The sequence below is a fragment of the Aeromonas sp. s13 genome (genome assembly GCF_040907905.1).
GTDB lineage: Bacteria > Pseudomonadota > Gammaproteobacteria > Enterobacterales > Aeromonadaceae > Aeromonas > Aeromonas veronii.
Map to the genome: position 1 here is coordinate 42080 of NZ_JBFOCS010000071.1, position 18176 is coordinate 60255.

14 protein-coding genes are annotated in these 18176 nt (G+C 60.3%); 7 read left to right on the plus strand and 7 right to left on the minus strand.

Annotated features, from left to right (window positions below; all coding sequences use genetic code 11):
• Positions 1-2 precede the first annotated feature (2 nt).
• Complete coding sequence (locus tag AB5Y82_RS14415; protein WP_159144417.1) at positions 3-1631, minus strand: alpha-amylase family protein; 1629 nt, start codon at positions 1629-1631, stop codon at positions 3-5.
• 109 nt (positions 1632-1740) lie between these two features.
• Positions 1741-3708 (minus strand): TonB-dependent copper receptor, encoded by a 1968-nt coding sequence (locus AB5Y82_RS14420; RefSeq protein WP_368174152.1) that lies wholly within the window; start codon positions 3706-3708, stop codon positions 1741-1743.
• Between AB5Y82_RS14420 and AB5Y82_RS14425 the strand changes: the two genes are divergently transcribed.
• Positions 3697-3957 carry a hypothetical protein gene (locus AB5Y82_RS14425; RefSeq protein ID WP_368174153.1) on the plus strand — a complete coding sequence of 87 codons (261 nt, stop codon included), beginning with the start codon at positions 3697-3699 and terminating at the stop codon, positions 3955-3957. The two genes, AB5Y82_RS14420 and AB5Y82_RS14425, sit on opposite strands and share 12 nt — an antisense overlap.
• Here AB5Y82_RS14425 and AB5Y82_RS14430 read toward each other — a convergent pair.
• A complete protein-coding gene (locus AB5Y82_RS14430) occupies positions 3954-4211 on the minus strand; it encodes a DUF2442 domain-containing protein (protein ID WP_005335997.1) in 258 nt (85 codons plus the stop codon). The two genes, AB5Y82_RS14425 and AB5Y82_RS14430, sit on opposite strands and share 4 nt — an antisense overlap.
• Positions 4212-4470: 259 nt before the next feature.
• Here AB5Y82_RS14430 and AB5Y82_RS14435 point away from each other — a divergent pair, with 259 nt between their 5' ends.
• Complete coding sequence (locus AB5Y82_RS14435; RefSeq protein WP_368174154.1) at positions 4471-6435, plus strand: LTA synthase family protein; 1965 nt, start codon at positions 4471-4473, stop codon at positions 6433-6435.
• Between the two features lie 90 nt (positions 6436-6525).
• Here the strand turns inward: AB5Y82_RS14435 and AB5Y82_RS14440 are convergent, their stop codons facing one another.
• Positions 6526-6996: an Lrp/AsnC family transcriptional regulator gene (locus AB5Y82_RS14440; protein WP_005336001.1), complete on the minus strand. Its 471-nt coding sequence runs from the start codon at positions 6994-6996 to the stop codon at positions 6526-6528.
• Between the two features lie 143 nt (positions 6997-7139).
• On the opposite strand from AB5Y82_RS14440, the gene AB5Y82_RS14445 reads away from it, so the two are divergent.
• A complete protein-coding gene (locus tag AB5Y82_RS14445; protein ID WP_323915086.1) occupies positions 7140-7658 on the plus strand; it encodes a cyclin-dependent kinase inhibitor 3 family protein in 519 nt (172 codons plus the stop codon).
• Here the strand turns inward: AB5Y82_RS14445 and metA are convergent, their stop codons facing one another.
• A complete protein-coding gene (gene metA, locus AB5Y82_RS14450; protein WP_005363203.1) occupies positions 7659-8606 on the minus strand; it encodes a homoserine O-succinyltransferase in 948 nt (315 codons plus the stop codon).
• A 144-nt stretch (positions 8607-8750) separates the two neighbouring features.
• Between metA and AB5Y82_RS14455 the strand changes: the two genes are divergently transcribed.
• The 4 genes from AB5Y82_RS14455 (at position 8751) to yidA (ending at position 14035) form a co-directional block, all read left to right on the plus strand.
• Positions 8751-9989, plus strand: a complete 1239-nt coding sequence (locus tag AB5Y82_RS14455) for a DUF3391 domain-containing protein (RefSeq protein ID WP_005336014.1) — start codon at positions 8751-8753, stop codon at positions 9987-9989.
• A gap of 53 nt (positions 9990-10042) precedes the next feature.
• The gene (locus tag AB5Y82_RS14460; protein WP_368174155.1) at positions 10043-11191 is read left to right on the plus strand and encodes a competence/damage-inducible protein A; all 1149 of its coding nucleotides are present in this window, start codon (positions 10043-10045) and stop codon (positions 11189-11191) included.
• Between the two features lie 252 nt (positions 11192-11443).
• A complete protein-coding gene (locus tag AB5Y82_RS14465) occupies positions 11444-13111 on the plus strand; it encodes a DUF342 domain-containing protein (protein WP_174218996.1) in 1668 nt (555 codons plus the stop codon).
• Between the two features lie 114 nt (positions 13112-13225).
• A complete protein-coding gene (gene yidA / locus AB5Y82_RS14470; RefSeq protein ID WP_159144425.1) occupies positions 13226-14035 on the plus strand; it encodes a sugar-phosphatase in 810 nt (269 codons plus the stop codon).
• 109 nt (positions 14036-14144) lie between these two features.
• Here the strand turns inward: yidA and AB5Y82_RS14475 are convergent, their stop codons facing one another.
• A complete protein-coding gene (locus tag AB5Y82_RS14475) occupies positions 14145-17228 on the minus strand; it encodes a transglycosylase domain-containing protein (RefSeq protein WP_159144426.1) in 3084 nt (1027 codons plus the stop codon).
• A 208-nt stretch (positions 17229-17436) separates the two neighbouring features.
• The gene (gene tmaR, locus AB5Y82_RS14480) at positions 17437-17754 is read right to left on the minus strand and encodes a PTS system regulator TmaR (RefSeq protein ID WP_005336024.1); all 318 of its coding nucleotides are present in this window, start codon (positions 17752-17754) and stop codon (positions 17437-17439) included.
• Between the last annotated feature and the right edge of the window lie 422 nt (positions 17755-18176).

Genomic DNA, 18176 nt, shown 5'->3' on the forward strand with positions numbered 1-18176 from the left:
ACTTATTGCAGACGCAGGAAACGCCCGCTCAAGGGCGGTATCTCCACCGTTACGCTGCTGCCGCCGATAGCCAGACTCTCGCCACTTTGCAGATCCACCAGCGCACTGCCGCTGCGCAGCTTGCCCGCCGACAGGTTGTAGCTGAGCGCCGTGGTGGAGAGGTTGAGCAGGTAGACGACTTGCTCGCTCGCCGTCTGCTTGATGTCACCATAGAGGCTGCCATCGGCCACCAGTTTGACTCGCTCTCCCTGATAGAGGGCGGGGTGGGCAGCACGCATCGCCAGCAGCTGGGCGAGCCACTCTTTCAACTCAGCCTGTTCGCTACCCGGCACAAAACCGGTGACAGCGGGCACCTTGCCGTCGCTGCGGGCCACATGATCGTCGCACAAGCCCTGCGCTGCGCAGTCACCACCAACCTTGGCGGCAAAGCCCGGCACCTCGTCGCCAAACTCCTCGCCATAGTAGAAGGTGATGGGGCCGGAGCGGGCCGCCATAAAGCTGAAGGCTGCCTTGTGGCGCTGCCAGTACTCGGTCGACTTGAAATTGCCACGCTCCAGCAGATCACCAAAACGCACCAGATCATGGTTGCCCAGCATCAGGTTCGACATGGCGTGATTCGGGTAGTTCTCCACCTTGTTCCAGCTGGCGTCGAGCACGCTGGCCCCCTGCCCGCCCTTGCCGGACTCCTCCACCGCCAGCGCCTGCACGATGCCGTAGCGTAGCGGGAAGTCGAACGCAGATGAAAGTGCCGGATTGTCGCTGCTGCCGTAAGCCTGGGCGCGAATGTCGTCAGCCCCCTTCCACACCTCGCCCACCATATAGCCAAGGGTGCCCCACTGCTGCCCTGCCGCCTTGCGCGCTGCGCTGGCCTGCTCCACCTCGCTGCGAATGGCGCGCCAATCATCCAGCCCAAGCTGATAGGCCTGATCGAGGCGCCAGCCGTCGATGCCGTACTGTTCGACCCAATAGCGGGCTACCTCCTTGAAGTAGGCGAGGCTCTCCGGCTTGCTGTAATCCACCAGCTGGCCGGGATAACCCGCACCGCCGCTGGTGAGGGCTGGCAGACGCCCCTCTGGCGAGGGCTTGCTCACCCCCACCTTGTTGACGTGGCCAAACACCCCGTCGAGGAAGACATAGAGGCCGCGCTGGTGCGCCCCGTCCACCAGCTGTTTGAGCTTGGCATTGCTGCCAAAGTTGGGATCAACGGTAAAAAAGTCGCAGGCGAAGTAGCCGGTGGCATCGAGCTTGTTATCGCCGCCTTGCCCAGCGCAGGAGTCGAACACAGGGGTAAGCCAGATGGCGTTGACGTTGAGACTCTTGATGTGGTCGAGACTGTCGATGATCCCCTGCAGATCGCCGTTGTGCTGGGAGGGGCCATAGCCGACGCCATAGTTGGCACTGCCGTCACCATCGGCAAACGACTCCACCATTACCTGATAGATGCGCAGGTTGCAGGCGGGTTGATCGTCGCCATAGCAGGCACGACTGGCCGTGGCGACCGGAGGGTGGGTGACCGGCGGATTGACGACGGGGGGAGAACTCTCCCCACCTGAACTACCGCTGCCGCCGCAAGCCGCAAGTAACAGGGCGGCCCCGAGCAGGCCGCCATAGCGTAACGTTCCCTGTTTCATTGTTATGTTCCCGCTGTGAGAGCAGGCGTCTGATACGCCTGTTTTTCACCATGATAGCGATGCTCACACAGCGGTGTCTGTGACTGAAAACGTTATCTGACTCAACTGGTTAGAGCACCCCTGCCGAGACAAAACGGTAGTTGAGCGAGAGCCAGTAGGAACGGCCCGGCTCGGGGATGCGGCCGCTCTGCTCATAGCCCAACCCCGCCTGACTGGCGTGCACCGACTTGGAGAGGTGCTCGTAGTAGAAGGTGTCGAACAGGTTGTCCACCCCGGCCGAAAGCTGCCACCCTTTGGCAAACTGCCAGGCGCCGCTCAGGTTCATGGTGAAGAAGCCCGGAGTCTCCCCCTGATCCTGACCCGCGACCGTGCCGGAACCGACGTCCACCCGATCCTGCGCCGCCACCGCGCGCCCCAGCAAGGTAAAGCTCAGCGCCTCGTCCGGCTGCCAGCCCAACGCCAGCTTGCCATCAAGCGGCGGCATCTGGGCCAGCGGCTTGTTGTCGATCTGGTTTTCGCCATAGACCACCGCCAGACCACCATCGAGACGCCACTGCTCGGCAAACTGCCAGCGCCCCTCCAGCTCGCCACCCCGGGTCTGGGCATCGATATTGCGCACCTTGTTCGACTTGCTGTTGTAGAGCAGGTAGTCCTTGATGTCGGCGCTAAAGAGGGAGAGGGTCAGGTCCAGCTCGCGGCTGCGCAAAGCCAGCCCCGCATCCCACTGACGGCTGCGCTCCGGGTTGAGGGTGAACGGGGTGCTGTCCTTGCTGCGCTCCCAGTAGTCCGGCGCCCGCTCTGCCTGCCCCCAGGCCAGATAGCTGGACCAGCGGGGCGACCACTGGTACTCGTAGCGGCCAAACCCGCTGTTCAGGGTCAAGGTATCGCTGTAGAGGGTCTGTTCACCAGCGCCATAGCGGGTGGTCTCTACCCTATCCTGACGGTAACCGCCCTTGTAGCTGTGAGCCCCCTGCTGACGACCCAGTTCGGCGAAGCCGCCCTGCTGCTCGAAACGCAGGGTGCGCTGACGATCCTTGGCGGCATAGTCGACCCCACTCCGACTGCGGTGCTGATCCCGATTGCTGTCGAACCCGGCGGTCAGCAGCCAGTCGGCAGGCAGGGCGATATCGTTGGCCCAGCGCCCGCCGGTATTGCGGCGATCCGGGTTGGAGAGCATCCTCATGCCGCTGTTTTGCCGCAGGCTGAAGTTGTCCATGATGTGGTCGATGTAGTTGTCCCACAGGGTCAGCTCGCTGCGCTGCCAGTGAGTGGTGATCTGCTCCTGCTTGAGCTTCAGCCCGAAGGATTCGCGATCAAACATGGGGCCATCCATGGTGCGATCCGCATAGGCGGCGCGGGCATTGCTGCGCTCGGCGGTGAGTTCCAGCCAGGTGTGCTCCCCCGGCGTCCAGCCCAACTGGGCGGTGCCGTTCTCGCGGCGATAGAAAGATCGCACCTTGTTACCGTGACCATCGCGGTAATCGTCGCTGTCGGAGTGGGTGAACTGGCCGCGCAGATAGCCATCGGTCGAACCCGCCGTCATATCCACCATCTGGTCATCGCGACCAAAGCTGCCAAAGAGGGCCGAGGCATCGGCCTTGAGGCCCGGAGCGGTGAACTCGGGCCTGTCCCGCTCGAACAGTACGGTTCCCGCCAGGGTGGCACCCTGCTCGAGGGATTGCGGCCCCTTCAGCACCCGGATCCGGTCAAAGGATTGGGGGAACACATAGGCCGTGGGCGGATCCATGCGGCCGCCACACCCACCGGCCAGCATGCCGCCATCCATCTGCACGTTGAGGCGGGACATCCCCATCCCCCGCAGCACGGGGTCGCCACCGAGCCCCCCTTTGCGCACCATGCTCATGCCGGTGATATTCTTCAGATAACCGGCGCCGTCGGCAGCGGGCATGGGGGAACCGGGCTTCTTGGGATCCAGTGTCACCTCCAGGGTGCTGGCGGGGCGGGTTGCCACCACCACCATGGGATCCAGCTGTTGAACCGATTCCTGACTGGCAGCGCCGTGACAGGCGAGCCCACCAACCAGCAGGGCAAGGGGTGTGCGCATATGACAAGCCATACATTTTCCTTATGTATTTGTTTGTTTTGTTATTTTCATTCAATCAACCAAACCTTTCAGCAGGGGAAAGGTTTGCCATCTGGCCGCAAAAAAGGCCTGCGGCGCGAAAGCGGCAAGCCTCTGTCAGATGAAGCGAAGGCAAGTTGGCAAAATGTTGCGCAGGTTTTACCCAAGTTGGCTCAGAAAGGCAAACGGGCAAACATTCCAGTAACAGGAATCTGGCGTTGGCTCACAAAAAATGGGGATTAGCTGAAGGCTTCCCGCTCATCGATGGGAGAGATGAGGTGATAGACCTCATGGGCTGACAAGGTACATCCGACGGGCCACTCCAGCTGGTGGTGACGGTTGATGAAGACCCGGGCGCAGTGACGCTCGCTCTCCAGCTTTGCAAACAGCGGCTGGGTTCGCCAGGGGGTCAGATCCAGCACCCCCGTGGTGCCATCCGATAACACCAGAAACAGGCGCCATCCCCGCACATACTCGACATCGATAAAGACCGGCATCCCTTCGGCTCCGATTGAGATAATTCGCGGCAATTATAAACACCAACTCCCCATCCATACACGCTGTGGCTCACATTTTACCCAGCAGATTATTCTGTGCTCATTAGTGGCGCGACATCACATTTTTAGATGATAAATGTGTTAATGCCGACTTTTAACAAACTTGAATGCAACCTTAACCAATTCGATCTGTCATAACCTCACAACAACTAAAAAAACGTCTGTGGACAGACGTTTAGAGTCTCATTCAGGAACAAACATGACAAATCTAAAACAGCGACTCGGCCCGTTCTGGCCCTTCGCCGTCTTCTGCGCGCTCGCGCTTTTTTCTCTCTCTTTCAGCCGAATCGCCCTCGGTCTCTGGCAACTGGAACGGGTGGATGCCGTGGCCGGTTGGCAGGAGATGCTGCTGCAAGGGATCCGGGTCGACTTTGCGACCCTCTGCTGGGTCTGGGGTGTCCCCGCCATGCTCACTCTGCTGCTGGCAGGCCGACATGCCATCGGCCGGGGCTGGCTGCAACTGATGCGCGTGTGGCTGACCGTCGGACTCTGGCTGATGCTGTTCCTCGAGATCTCCACCCCCTCGTTTGTCACCGAGTATGGCGTACGCCCCAACCGCCTCTATGTGGAGTACCTCATCTATCCGAAAGAGGTATTCGCCATGCTGTGGGCGGGCCGCAAAGCCGAACTGCTGCTGGCTGTACTCTTCAGTGGCGCCGTGCTGACCGGCGGTTGGTGGTTGAGCGGCCGTCTGGTGCGTGGCATCGGCTTCCCCCGCTGGTATCTGCGTCCGGCCTTCGCCCTGCTCATTCTGGCCATAGGTTTTCTCGGTGCCCGCTCCAGTCTCGGCCACCGCGCCCTGAACCCGGCCATGGTCGCCTTTGCCGAAGATCCGCTGGTCAACTCGCTCACCGTCAACTCCGCCTACTCCCTCTTCTTTGCCATCAAGCAGATGGGCGCCGAGGAGGATGCTGGCCAGTTTTACGGCGAGATGACGGAGCAGAAGGTGCTCGAGGTCATGCGCAAGGAGAGTGGCCGTCCGGCCAGTGATTTCAACTCCGAACTACTGCCCAGCCAGACCTTCAACGAGGCGAGCTTCCAGGGTAAACCGAAGAATCTGGTGATCCTGCTGCAGGAGAGTCTGGGTGCCCAGTTTGTCGGCTCCCTCGGTGGCCTGCCGCTCACCCCCAACATCGATGCCCTGTCGCAGCAGGGCTGGGCCTTCGAGCAGCTCTACGCCACCGGCACCCGCTCGGTGCGTGGTATCGAGGCAGTACTGACCGGCTTCACGCCAACCCCGGCACAGGCGGTGGTCAAACTCGGCAAGAGCCAGACCAACTTCTTCACCATCGCGGATCTGCTCAAACAACGGGGTTACGACACCAGCTTTATTTATGGCGGCGAGAGTCACTTCGACAACATGCGCAGCTTCTTCCTCGGCAATGGCTTCACCACCATCGTCGAGCAGAAGGATTTCGACAATCCGGTGTTCAAAGGGTCATGGGGGGCTTCCGACGAGGATCTGATGGCCAAGGCCGACGAAACCTTCAAGGCGTTGCACAAGGAGGGTAAACCCTTCTTCAGTCTGGTGTTCAGCTCCAGCAACCACGATCCGTTCGAATTCCCGGACAACCGCATCGAACTCTTCGAGCAACCCAAACAGACCCGTAACAACGCGGCCAAGTACGCGGATTACGCCATCGGCGAGTTCTTCAAGAGGGCGAAACAGTCCGAATACTGGAAGGACACCCTGTTCCTGGTCATCGCCGATCACGACAGCCGGGTCGGTGGCGCCAGTCTGGTGCCCATCCCCCGCTTCCATATTCCGGGGGTTATCGTGGGCGATGGCATAGTGCCGAGAAAGGATTCGCGTATCGTCAGCCAGATCGACATGGCGCCTACCCTGCTCTCCCTGATGGGGATCAGTGCCGACTACCCCATGCTCGGCAAGGATCTGACCCGCATGCCCGCCGACTGGCCGGGGCGCGCCATCATGCAGTACGACAAGAACTTCGCCCTGATGCGCGGCAAGGATGTGGTGATCCTGCAACCGGAACGGGCGGCAGAGGGCTATGTCTACGACAATGCCAGCGAGAAGCTGACCCTGGCGGCGCAGCCGGACGCCTTGAAGGAGGATGCCCTTGGTCTTGCCCTGTGGGGCAGCATGGCCTATCAGAAGAGTCTCTATCAGACGGCCAAGGATGAACGCACCGCAGCCAATTGAGCCGCTCGTGCTGCTTCAACCCATAGCAGAATAGAAAAAACCGCCAGCTGGCGGTTTTTTCATCTCCCCATATTGTCGGCCCACTGGCCGCTATGGCTGGGGAAAGCAGGGAAGGGAGCGGCTGAACTTGTGCTCGAACACCAGCGAGGTTTCGAGGTGCACCACCTCCTCGCGGGAGGTGAAGTGATCAAAGACGAAGTTGCGCAGGTGCTCGGTATCGGAGACACACAGGTGCACCAGAAAATCATCCTTGCCGCCCATGTGGAACAGACTGATCACTTCGGGCAGAGCCAGAATGGCATCGCGGAAAGCATCGATGATCTGACGGCTGTGGCGGGCCAGTTGCAGGGAGACCATGGCCTGAATGTGGCCACCGAGGGCCTGATAATCCACTTCACAGTGCGCTCCCTTGAGCACGCCATCCTGCTGCAGCTTGCGCACCCGCTCCAGACAGGTGGAGGGGGCAACGCCCACCAGCGCGGCCAGATCCTTGTTGGTCATGCCAGCATCCCGAAACAGATGGGCCAGGATATCCAAATCCAGTTGATCCAGGTTTCTCATCTTAACTCCTTGAACCGCTCAATTTTTTAGACTCTGCCCGTAAACCGGGGCAAACACAACGGCCATTGACATCCCCCCTGCCCCGCCTACCCTTGGCGCCATTCACCGGCCGCAACCCTGCGGCCACCACGCGAGGATCCGCCATGCACCCGTATCACCCCTTCTGGAGCCTTGAGGTTCCCCGTGTCGACGGCCAGCTGCTGCTGACCCCCTGCCCCGGCACCCAGCAGGTGCCGCTGACCCTGGCGCTCGATCAACTGCGGTTGGCCGGTGCCCACGGGGTGGTGACCCTGATGACAAGCGCCGAGTTGATCCGACTCGAACTGGCGCAGCTCGGCCAGCAGGTCGAACACGAAGGGATGCGCTGGTTCCATCTGCCCATCGAGGATGATCTGGCCCCCGACACCGACTTCGAGGCGGCCTGGCAACAGGCGCTGCCGCAGCTGCGCGAGCTGCTGGGGGATGGCAAACATCTGGTCATCCACTGCAAAGGGGGCAGCGGTCGTACCGGTCTGGTCGCTGCCGCGCTGCTGATGACCCTCGGCCAGCCACAGCAAGAGGCGATGGCCACCATCAAGGCCCACAGACCCAAGGCGTTTACCCTGGCCTGCCACCGCCAATGGCTCGACCAGCTGGCCAAGCGGCTGGCGCAGGGCGACTGACTACTTGCCCCCCTGGTCGTAGGTAAAGACCTTGCCGATATCCTCCACCCGATAGCTGGTGAGCTGATAGACGTAGTAGTTGAGCCAGTTGGCAAACAGCAGGTGACCGTGGCTGCGCCAGCTGGCGCGCGGGGTCTTGCCCGGATCGTTATTCGGATAGTAGTTGACCGGAATGGCCGGTTCGAGCCCTGCCGCCAGATCCCGCTGATACTCCCCGTCCAGCGTCAGGGCATCGTACTCCGGGTGCCCGGTGACAAACACCTGACGACAATCCTTGGTCGCAGCCAGATAGACCCCCGCCTCTTCTGACTCGGCAAAAATCTGCAAGTCGGTCTGGGCGCGGATCAGATCGCCATCAAACGCCGCGTAACGGGAGTGCGGGGCGACGAACTCGTCATCGAAACCGCGCAGCAACGGCTCGTGCTCATCGAGGCGATGGTGGCGGTAAACCCCGGAGAGCTTCTCGCCGTGGGTCTGCTTCTCCATGCCATACAAGGCTTTCAGCGCCGCCTGCACCGCCCAGCAGAGGAACAGGGTGGAGGTGACATGCTGATGGGACCACTCGATGATCTCGACGATGCGCGGCCAGTAGACCACCTCTTCGAACTCCACCAGCCCGAGCGGCGCCCCTGTGATGATCATGCCGTCGTAGTTATTGCCACGCACCTGCTCGAAGTCGTGATAGAAGTTCTCCAGATGGGCCTGCGGCGTGTTCTTTGACTCCCTGTCATCAATACGCAGCAGATCCACATCCACCTGCAGCGGCGAGTTGGAGAGCATCCGCATCAGCTGGATCTCGGTCTCAATCTTCTTTGGCATCAGGTTGAGGATGAGCACCCGCAGCGGGCGGATGTTCTGGGTGACGGCCCGGGATTCCGTCATCACGAAGATGTTCTCCTGCCCCAGCACTTCGGCGGCGGGTAACTGATCCGGGATCTTGATCGGCATGCTTACTCCCTGTACTGCATCAGTAAATATGTCTGGACATCCAGAAGCCTATAATAAAGCTCCTGCCCTGTCATCAGATACCTTTTGTATTCACCCCCGCCTTTGACTAGCATACGGCTCAGTGTGTCTCCTGCTTCCAAGATAATGACCGGTATCAAGATTTCCGTAGATCGACTGCAAGTCGGCAACTATGTATCCCTGCCACTGGGGTGGCGCGAACACCCGTTCCTGTTTTCCAGCTTCAAGATCAAAAGTGAAGAAGAGATCGAGCTGATCCGCCGTCTCGGCCTGAAACTGGTCACCATCATTCCCGACAAGAGCGACGTTCCGCCCAAGCCCCTCAATCAGGTACAGCCTCAGCAACAAGAGAGCGCAGACGCCGCCCAACGCCAGGCCCAGATGCAGCAGGAGAAGGATCGCCGCATCGAGCAGTTGCAACTCTATCGCCGCAATCTGCAGCAGTGCGAGAAACAGTTCCAGCAGTCGCTGGCGCAGGTGCGCAGCGTGATGAGCAAGATCCAGTCCCGCCCCCTCAATGCCATCGGCGAGGCGCAGGAGCTGGTCAACGCCATGACCGAGCAACTGCTCTCGGTGGACGAGATGGTGCTTCATCTGGTCTCCGACAGCGAGGATGGCAACAACCTCTACTTCCACTCCCTCAATGTGAGCGTGCTCAGCATGCTGCTGGCCAAGGAGTGCTGCATGACGGCCGACGAGATCCGTCAGGTCGGCATGGGGGCGCTGTTCCACGATATCGGCAAGCTGAAGATCCCGAGCCAGATCCTGCGCAAGACCGAGCCGCTGACCAAGCCGGAACAGAACCTGATGGCCCAGCACCCGCGCTATGGGCTGGATCTGCTCAATCTGGCCAAGGATTTCCCGGCCGAGGCGAAGGGGATCGTGCTCCATCACCACGAATATCTCGATGGCAGCGGGCCGGAAGGGCTCAAGGGTGGCCAGCTCGATCCGCTGACCCAGATGGTGTCGCTGATCAACGAGTACGATAACCTCTGCCACATGCAGGCCAAGGTGCCCTACTCGGCCCTGAGCGGCCTCTACAAGCAGCGCAAGGCGCAGTTCAATCCGGAGTACCTCAGCATGCTGATCCGGTTGATGGGGATTTATCCCCCCGGCAGCGTGGTGCAACTCTCCAATGGTCAGGTGGGGCTGGTAATGTCGGTCAACGCTTCCCGCCTGCTCTACCCCTCGGTGCTGGTCTACGATCCGCGCATTCCCCGTCAGGAAGCCGCCATCATCGACCTGCAGCAAGCCGAACTGTCGATCGCCAAGGTGATCCACCCCAAACGGCTGCCGCCCGCCGTGTTCGAGTACCTCAATCCGCGTACCCGGATCAGCTACTACTTCGAGCACAACAAAGCCTGATTGTGTTGGCCCGAGGCCAACCGTTGCCACCCGTTTAATCCAAGGAGCCAGCCATGCGTATCGAGATCATCAGCACCGGAGACGAAATAGTGACGGGCCTGGTGGTGGATACCAACGCGGCCTGGCTCAGCGCTCTGCTGCTGGAGCAGGGCTGGCAGGTGCGCCGTCGCCTGACGGTAGGGGACAACCTCGCCGACCTGAAAACGGTGCTGCAAGAGAGTGCCAGCCGCGCCGAGGTGGTGCTGGTGTGTGGCGGGCTCGGGCCCACCGCCGACGACCTCACCGCTCAGGCGGCAGCCGAGGCCTTTGACCAACCGCTCACCCTCTTCCCCGACTGGCTCGCTGCCATCGAAGCGCGCTACGCCAGCCGTGGCCGCCCCATGGCACAAAGCAATGCCAAACAGGCCTGGCTGCCACAGGGGTGCGAGATCCTCGACAACCCGGTCGGCACCGCCTGCGGCTTTGTGGTGCGAAGTGGCCAGAGTCAGCTCTTCTTCACCCCGGGCGTGCCGTTCGAGTTCAAACAAATGGTGCGTGAGCACATTCTGCCGCGCCTCAAACAGCTGGCCGGGGCACAAGTCGATACCGAGCTGCGTCGCTTTTACACCTTCGGCGTCTCGGAGTCGGCGCTCAGCGATATGCTGGATGCCGACCCCTGGCCAGCCGGCATCGAGCTGGGTTACCGCTCCTCCATGCCCCTTATCGAGCTGAAACTGATCGGCCACGGCGCCAGTACCGCTGACATGGAGAGTGCCGAGCGCCGACTGCTGGATACGATCCGCCCCTGGCTGGTTGGCAGCGGAGATACGGAACCGGCGCAGCAGATCCTGGAGCTGCTGCAAGGCAAACCGCTGGCTCTGCTGGAGGGAGAGAGTGGCGGCACCCTGCTGGCGCTTTGTCACGGCCATCCCCGGCTGAAGGCCAACTTTAGTACACAACTGGCCGATGAGCTGGCACAACTGCCGACAACCGATACGGGCCTGCAACTGACCATTGGGCGAGAGAGCGCAGAGGGGGTGCCACTGCTGCTCTGCGCCGATGGCATGCACATCGGTCAGACGGTCAAGGTCAGCCACCCAGACCCGGAGAGCCGCCGCAAGATCCTCGCCTTTGCCGCCCTCGACATGCTGCGCCGCCATATGCTGGGTGAGCCGGTGCTCGGCGATTACCTCACCCTGGCCAGAACAGCCCAGCGCAGCTGATAACCACCTCCCCCCTGCCAGCGGCCTTATGTCGCTGGCGCTGTGCTCAACCTTTTCACGCCATTGCCAAACAGCCCCCATATTTATCCGGCCGCCATCACCGATTTGACTTCAATTCATTGACCATTCAGAGGAAATATCTGAATACTGCCCACTCTCAGGGTTGGCGACTCGCTTTATTAATCATTGAGAGATTAAATGACAGTAGAGGAGCGAGCCGATCGTTCCGTTCTCATCCAGCAAGGAGATGCGGTGTTAAGCAAAGAGTGGTTGCTGCTATCAAGCGATATGGAACTGGTCTGCCTGCGGATTGCCGCCGGTCTCACCAAACCTGTCACGGAACAGGATGTGCAGGCTCTGCTGCTCGCTTCCAACTGTCGCCGCTATCAGCCGCTGCCCGAGGGGATCAAACAGGCTATCAGCCTGCTTAATACCCTGCTCACCAACCCTGCCGCCCCCGTCCCCGCCAACCCCATCCCTGTCGGCAAGCGTCAGGATGCCCGACTCGCCGTAATAGTGGAGAAGGATCGCATGAGCGCCATCGCCCAGATCACTGCCGACTGGGGTGGCAAGTATGTGACGCTGGAACAGCTGCAAGAGGCGATCGCCATCAGCGAAATCAAACAGGGGGTGAGTGAGCAACTGCTCACCGCTGCCATCCAGTCAGCTAAGGAGGCCGCCCCCGGCAGTCAGCTCAAGCTGGTGATTGCCAACGGCCAGCCTGCCGTCAATGGTCAGGACACTCGCTATGAGCGGCTGGTGGAGACCCCGGCCGAACGGATCCTCAAACCGCAGGAGCTGGGGCATGGCAAGGTCGACCTGCGGGATCTCGGCTCCATCGTCACCGTCAAGGCCGGCGCTCCGCTGATGCGCCGTCATCCGGCCACCGTCGGGGTACCCGGTTTTACCGTGACCGGTCAGGACCTACCAGCCAAGGATGGCAAAGACAGTCCGATGAGTGCTGGCGAGGGCACCTTTATCTCCCCCGACGATCCCGACCTGCTGATTGCCGGTCGGGCTGGCCTGCCCTGTCAGGAGAAAGCGGGCATGAAGGTGGACGAGGTGCTCAGCGTCAAACAGGTGGATGCCCGCCACGGTCACATTGATTTTGAAGGGGGCTTAATCGTCAGCGGCGACGTCAACCCGGGCATGAAGATCCGGGTCAGCGGTGACATCGTGATTGGCGGCTTTATCGAAGGGGGCTGGATCGAGGCGGGGGGCAGCATCACGGTACGCCACGGCATCATTGGCCGCCGCAACGAGCAGGGAGAGTACCTTTGCCAGCTCAATGCACAAGGGGAAATCCACGCCAGCTACGCCCAGTATGCCCAGCTGGAAGCGGGGGGGGATATCCAGATCCAGAGCCAGCTCAGCCACTGCTACTCCCGCAGCGGACAAGATATCAAGGTAGGCGATAGCAACATGCGCAAAGGCACTCTGCTGGGGGGCACCAGCATTGCCAATCGCCTGATCATGGCCCCCAGCCTGGGGGCCGAGGCCGCCAACCATACCCGGCTGCAGATCCTTGGCGGCTACTTCACCCACAAGGAGCAGGAACACCAGCTCAAGCTGCGCCAGCAGGCGTGTCAGGCCCAGCTGGAGAAAATCAAGGAGCTGGTCATGAAGTTGCTGCAACTGCCCGGCGACAAGCGCAATCCGGATACCCTGCGCAAGCTCAAACCGATCCGGGACCATCAGCTGGCCGAACTGGCCCAGCTCGATGAGCAGCTCACCGCCAACCAGGAGGAGCTGCGAAACTTGATGGCTCAGATGGAGGTCATTGCCACCCAGCACCTCTACTCCGGCATCGAGGTCGAGATGGCCAGCTTCAAACGCAAGGTTACCATCACCCGAGGCCCTACCCGCCTGACTATCCATGATGAAACCCTGGAGATGACCCCTTACGAGGGGCACAAATAGCTCAACCTACACGGACCGCTCTCTGTGCCGACCGTGATCCCGCCGCCGATTTTCGCTACACTCGCCACTTCCTTGGCCCCACCGGGCGGGCCACCCAGACTCAGGTAGTGAGAGATGTACAAGCTGATCGCATTGGATATGGATGGCACCCTGCTCAACCCGCAGGGCCAGATTACTCCCCGCACCCACGCCGCCATCAGCGCCGCGCGCGCCAAAGGGGTAACCGTTGTGCTGGCCTCCGGCCGCCCGCTGGAAGGGATGAGCCGCTATCTGGAAGAGCTCGGCCTCACCACAGAGCATGACTACGTCATCTGCTACAACGGTGCTCTGGTGCAACAGGTGGCCGATCAGCGCATCATCCGCAGCCAGCTGCTGACTGGCAGTGACGCCAGCGCCGTCGCCAAACTGGCTGACGAGCTGGAGGTGAACGTCCACGGTTTCTCGGTGACCCAGGGCCTCATCAGTCCCCGTGTCAGCACCTACACCGAGCACGAATCTCGCCTGATCGGCATGCCGATCAATCTGATCGACTTCGCCACCCTGCCTGCCGACGAGCAGATCATGAAGGTGATGATGATCGACGAGCCGCCCCAGCTCTCCCGCGCCATCGAGCGACTGCCTGCAGAGCTCTATGAGCGCTATACCGTGGTACAAAGTGCCCCCTTCTTCCTCGAGTTCATGAACAAGCAGAGCAACAAGGGAACCGGCGTGGCCGCACTGGCCGATCACCTTGGCCTGACCGCCGCTCAGGTGATCTGCGTCGGGGATGCGGGCAACGATCGCCACATGATCGAGTACGCTGGCCTCGGTGTGGCGATGGGCAATGCCACCGACGAGATCAAGGCGCTCGCCCAGCACACCACTGCCCGCAACGATGAAGATGGCGTGGCTCAGGTGATCGAGCAGTTCGTACTGAATGCCTGATCGCAATCGAGCGCTGCTGCGTCCGATGAGGAAATAAAAACGGGGAGGCTGTCAGCCTCCCCGTTTTTTCTGGTCAGTTATCTGCGTGATGAGCGGTAATTCGCTCGCATCACTGGTTCGCCAGACACTGAGTATGGGAGCCCGGTTGCAGGTAAGGCGTCAGCAGAGGAGCCATCCCCTTGAGCACCTGCACCGGCAGCGCCGAGGTGAACCTGAACTTGTCAGACTGGCTACCCGGTACATAGGCGGTCAGGGTACCGAAGTGATCTTCACCCAGATAGAAGACGAAGGTTGCGGTGCGGTTGCGCGCAAGCGAGCTGGTCACGTTGCCATAACGACCCACGGTTTCAATCCGGTTATCCCCGGTCCCGGTCTTGCCCCCCATCTGCAGCACAGTGCCGTCCGGCAAGGTAAAGGCACCGGCGATACGTCTTGCCGTGCCCCCTTCAACGACTTTGGAGAGCGCACTGCGCAGGGCGGCCGCCACCTCTGCCGGCATCACCCGGGTGCCCTCGGTGTGCTGCGGCTCAAACTCGGTCTCGAAGGGCGTCCCCTTGGCGAACGAGAGATGCTCGATACGCAAAGTTGGCGAGCGGACACCGCCATTCTGGATAATCCCCATCAGCTCGGCCAGTGCTGCCGGGCGGTCGCCGGAGCTGCCCAAGGCAGTCGCCAGCGAAGGCACCAGATGGTCGAACGGATAACCGAGCTTGGCCCAGCGCTGATGGATATCGAGGAAGGCTTCAACCTCCAGCATGGTGCGGATCCGGCTGTCACGGGCACTGCGATGACGGGTCTTGAACAGCCAGCTGTAAACCTCCTGCCGCTCGTCACGACTGGCCGCCACCGCGTCGGCAAAGGTCGCCTTGTCGAACTCCTTGAGATAGGCCAGCAACCACAGCTCCAGCGGATGAACCCGGGCGATGTAGCCCTGATCCGGGAGTGAATACTTGCCCGGGCCATAGCTCACATAGAGCTGATTGATCCGTTTCGCACTCAGCTTCTCCCGCGGCAGCCGCTCCGCCAGGAAGGCAGCAAATGCGGCTTCGCTGGCTTCCGGTATCAGGTAGCGGTGAACCGCCGCCAGACGTACCGCACTCGGCTTGAGACCATCGAGGAAGGTATCGAGCTGCTCTTCGGGAGTCTTGCCGCGATATTTGCGCCAGAAGCGCAGCAGATAGGTCTGGCCCTCTTTGTCGGCAAATTTGGCCAGATACTCCTGACGACGGGGATCCTTGTCGTCCTTGAGCAACTGGGCACGGTTGCCCTCCTTGTAGAGGCTGTAGCGCACGATATCGCGCATCAGCCGCACAAAGGGCAAGTTAATCGACTCACGCAGAGAGTCACGCAACGTCGGAATACGATTGTTATCCTCGCGGCGGAAGTTGTTGAAGGTGTGCATGCCGCCACCGGTAAAGAACCCTTCGTTGGGGCTGGCGGAGTATTTGCGATCCAGCGCCGCTTCCAGCATCACAGGCAGGCTCTTGTCCTGAGCCGTCATCAGATAGGAGATGGCCCAACGGCTGAGGTTGTCCTGAGAGACGGCGGCCAGCTTGCGCAGATTCTCGACCGGCATCCCGGCATAGTTGTCGTGCAGCTCGGCCACGATCTCCAGATAGGTGGTCAGCACCCGCAACTTGGCGGTTGAGCCCAACTCCAGCTTGGAACCTTCGTTGATATCGAACGGCTGATCGGTGTTGTCGGTCTGCACCCGCACCTTGAACCCTTCCGGCGACTTCTCGAACAGGGTGAAGCTGTAGCGCACATCGCCCGTCTTCTCCGGCGAGAGTAGGCGCTCACCAAACAGTCCCACCTGAGCGGCAAACGTCGGGTCGGCCAGCTGTTGCAGATAACGGGAGATTTCGTTCTGCAGCGGCATGTTGAGGCTGGTATCGGCGGTCAGATCCATCCGGTCGAGGTCATAGAGCTGCACCCCGAGCTGACGGCTCAGGCGAGTACGGGCGACCTGCAACCCCTTGTTATTGTTCACCCGGGTGATAGCAGGGGACTGCAGGAAGTCACGGAACGTAATCTTGGCCTTGAGCGCCGCCTCCATCAGAGGTGGCGTGATCATCCCCTCCTGCACAAACAGGCGCAGGTAGCTGTCGGTCAGGGTAGCCAGCGCCTCTCGCCCCTGAGCCAGATAGTAAGAGGGACGGCGGTGCGCAATCATCAAAGAGACAACCTGACGCAGGGCAAGCCCCTGCTCGGCCAGCGGTGCGTTCTGGTTGCGGGCGGGGTCCAGCAGACGGTTCACGTCATCGACATTGGCACCAAACCAGACCCAGAGGCCATCTCCCAGACCATGCACCTCACCATATCCCGGCGCAGCCGAGAGCGGCACCGAGTTGAGATAGGCCCAGGCGACCAGTTTGCGCGCTTCGAGGGTTTCCGGCCCGAGACGATAGGCCCGTACGCTGGCAGAGGCCATCTGACGGATCTTCTCGGTCGGCGACAGGGTCAGGCCATCCGGCGAGTGGCGATACTTCTCCACCTGGGTCGCCAGGGTACTGCCACCGGCAGATTGATCCTGCATATCGAGCGCCTTGCCCACTTGAGAGAGCGCGGCCTTGGCAAAACGGGGCCAGTCGACCGCCGGGTTGGCCAACGGCTCTTCGTTGCTCAGCAAGTCGCGGTTCTCGATAAACAGCAGCGACTGGATGACGAGCGGCGGAATTGAGTCAAAATCCGGATAGTGATGGGTCGGATACTTGAATTGATAGAAGGGCTCGGCGCGGCAATCATGCAGCGTCAAACCGGCCTGCACCTTTTCGGTATAGGGCACGAAGAAGCCACGACTGGCGTAGTCATAGAGCGCATCGGAGAAATGCACCTGCTTGCTGACTTCATAGCCCCGCTGAAGCAAACGCTCCTGCATCATCGGCAGTTGCACATAGCCGAGCCGCTTGTCGAACGGGCCATCCTCAGGGAAGGCGATCTGCTTGCTCTGGCCAGGCTCGACCTGATAGGTGAGCTTGGCGGCATAGCGGGAGATCTCCTGAGATTGCAGCTTCGAGGTTTTCATCTCATAGCCAACCAGAGCGATCACCGCCCCCAGGCACAATAAAAAGAGAAAACAGAACAGCCAACGCCACCAGGGACGGCGCTTGCGCTTTGGGTTCCCGTCCGAGGTCTGGACAGATGAATCTTGAGATGCCACTTGTGTCAAATCCGTCTGTTCTGATGCGCCCATATCAGCCCCACCATGGTTGCGCAATTTATTGTGTTTCACTCAAGCTTAGTCTTTTCAAGTCAATGGCTTGAAACTATTGACCGCTTTGTGGTGATGGTAACAGGGCAATTCTAAAAAGGGGAGCCGATTGTTGCAGGAGTGGCAGAGATCCGAGCTGATAACAAAACACCGGCCAGTGGCCGGTGTCTCTTAAGCGAAAGCGCAACGCTTATTTGTGAGAGCTCATGCCCTTCAGTTTGGTGCTCAGCTCTTTACGCTCTTTGGAGAGCTCGGCGTTCTTGATGATGTGGTCATCCACGCGCTCTTCATAGTCAGCACGCATGTTGGCGATGATCGCCTGCACATCATCAATGCTCATACCCGGCTTGATATAGTCGCTCAGGTTGTCGAGCAGCAGCACGCGCTTCTGGTTGTCACGGATCTTCTTCTCGTTATCCGCAATTTCACGCTTGAGTTTGTTCTGGCGACGGGACATACGCACATATTCCAGTACATCGCTGAAGGTGGACTTGTTTACTTGTTCCATATCGATACCACTGACTTAAGGTTGATAAAAACTGGCCAAGTTACACCTGGAACCCGGCAAACTCGGCGCGGGACAGGCAAACTCAAGATGCCCTTACTCTACCGAGTTATAAGCGAGATACAACCCTAATCGCGCGCCATGAACAGAGTTTGGCCAAAAGTAAACCAGTTAAAATGGCCAGTAATCCATCAGATAAGGGCTTGATATGGATAGAAAATGGGGAAGATGGCAGGGTTTTAGTTCTCTTCCTGCAGATAAATGCTAACACTGGCGGTTTAACACGCTAAAAATACAAAAGCCCGGTCGTGAAGCCGGGCTTTTGTATTCGTTCTGGTGTGCAAATATGTGGGTCGCTGGGCAAAATCGCCCATAGCAAAAAGGCCTTCCTATCAGGGAAGGCCTTCAAATTAGTGGCGGAGCGG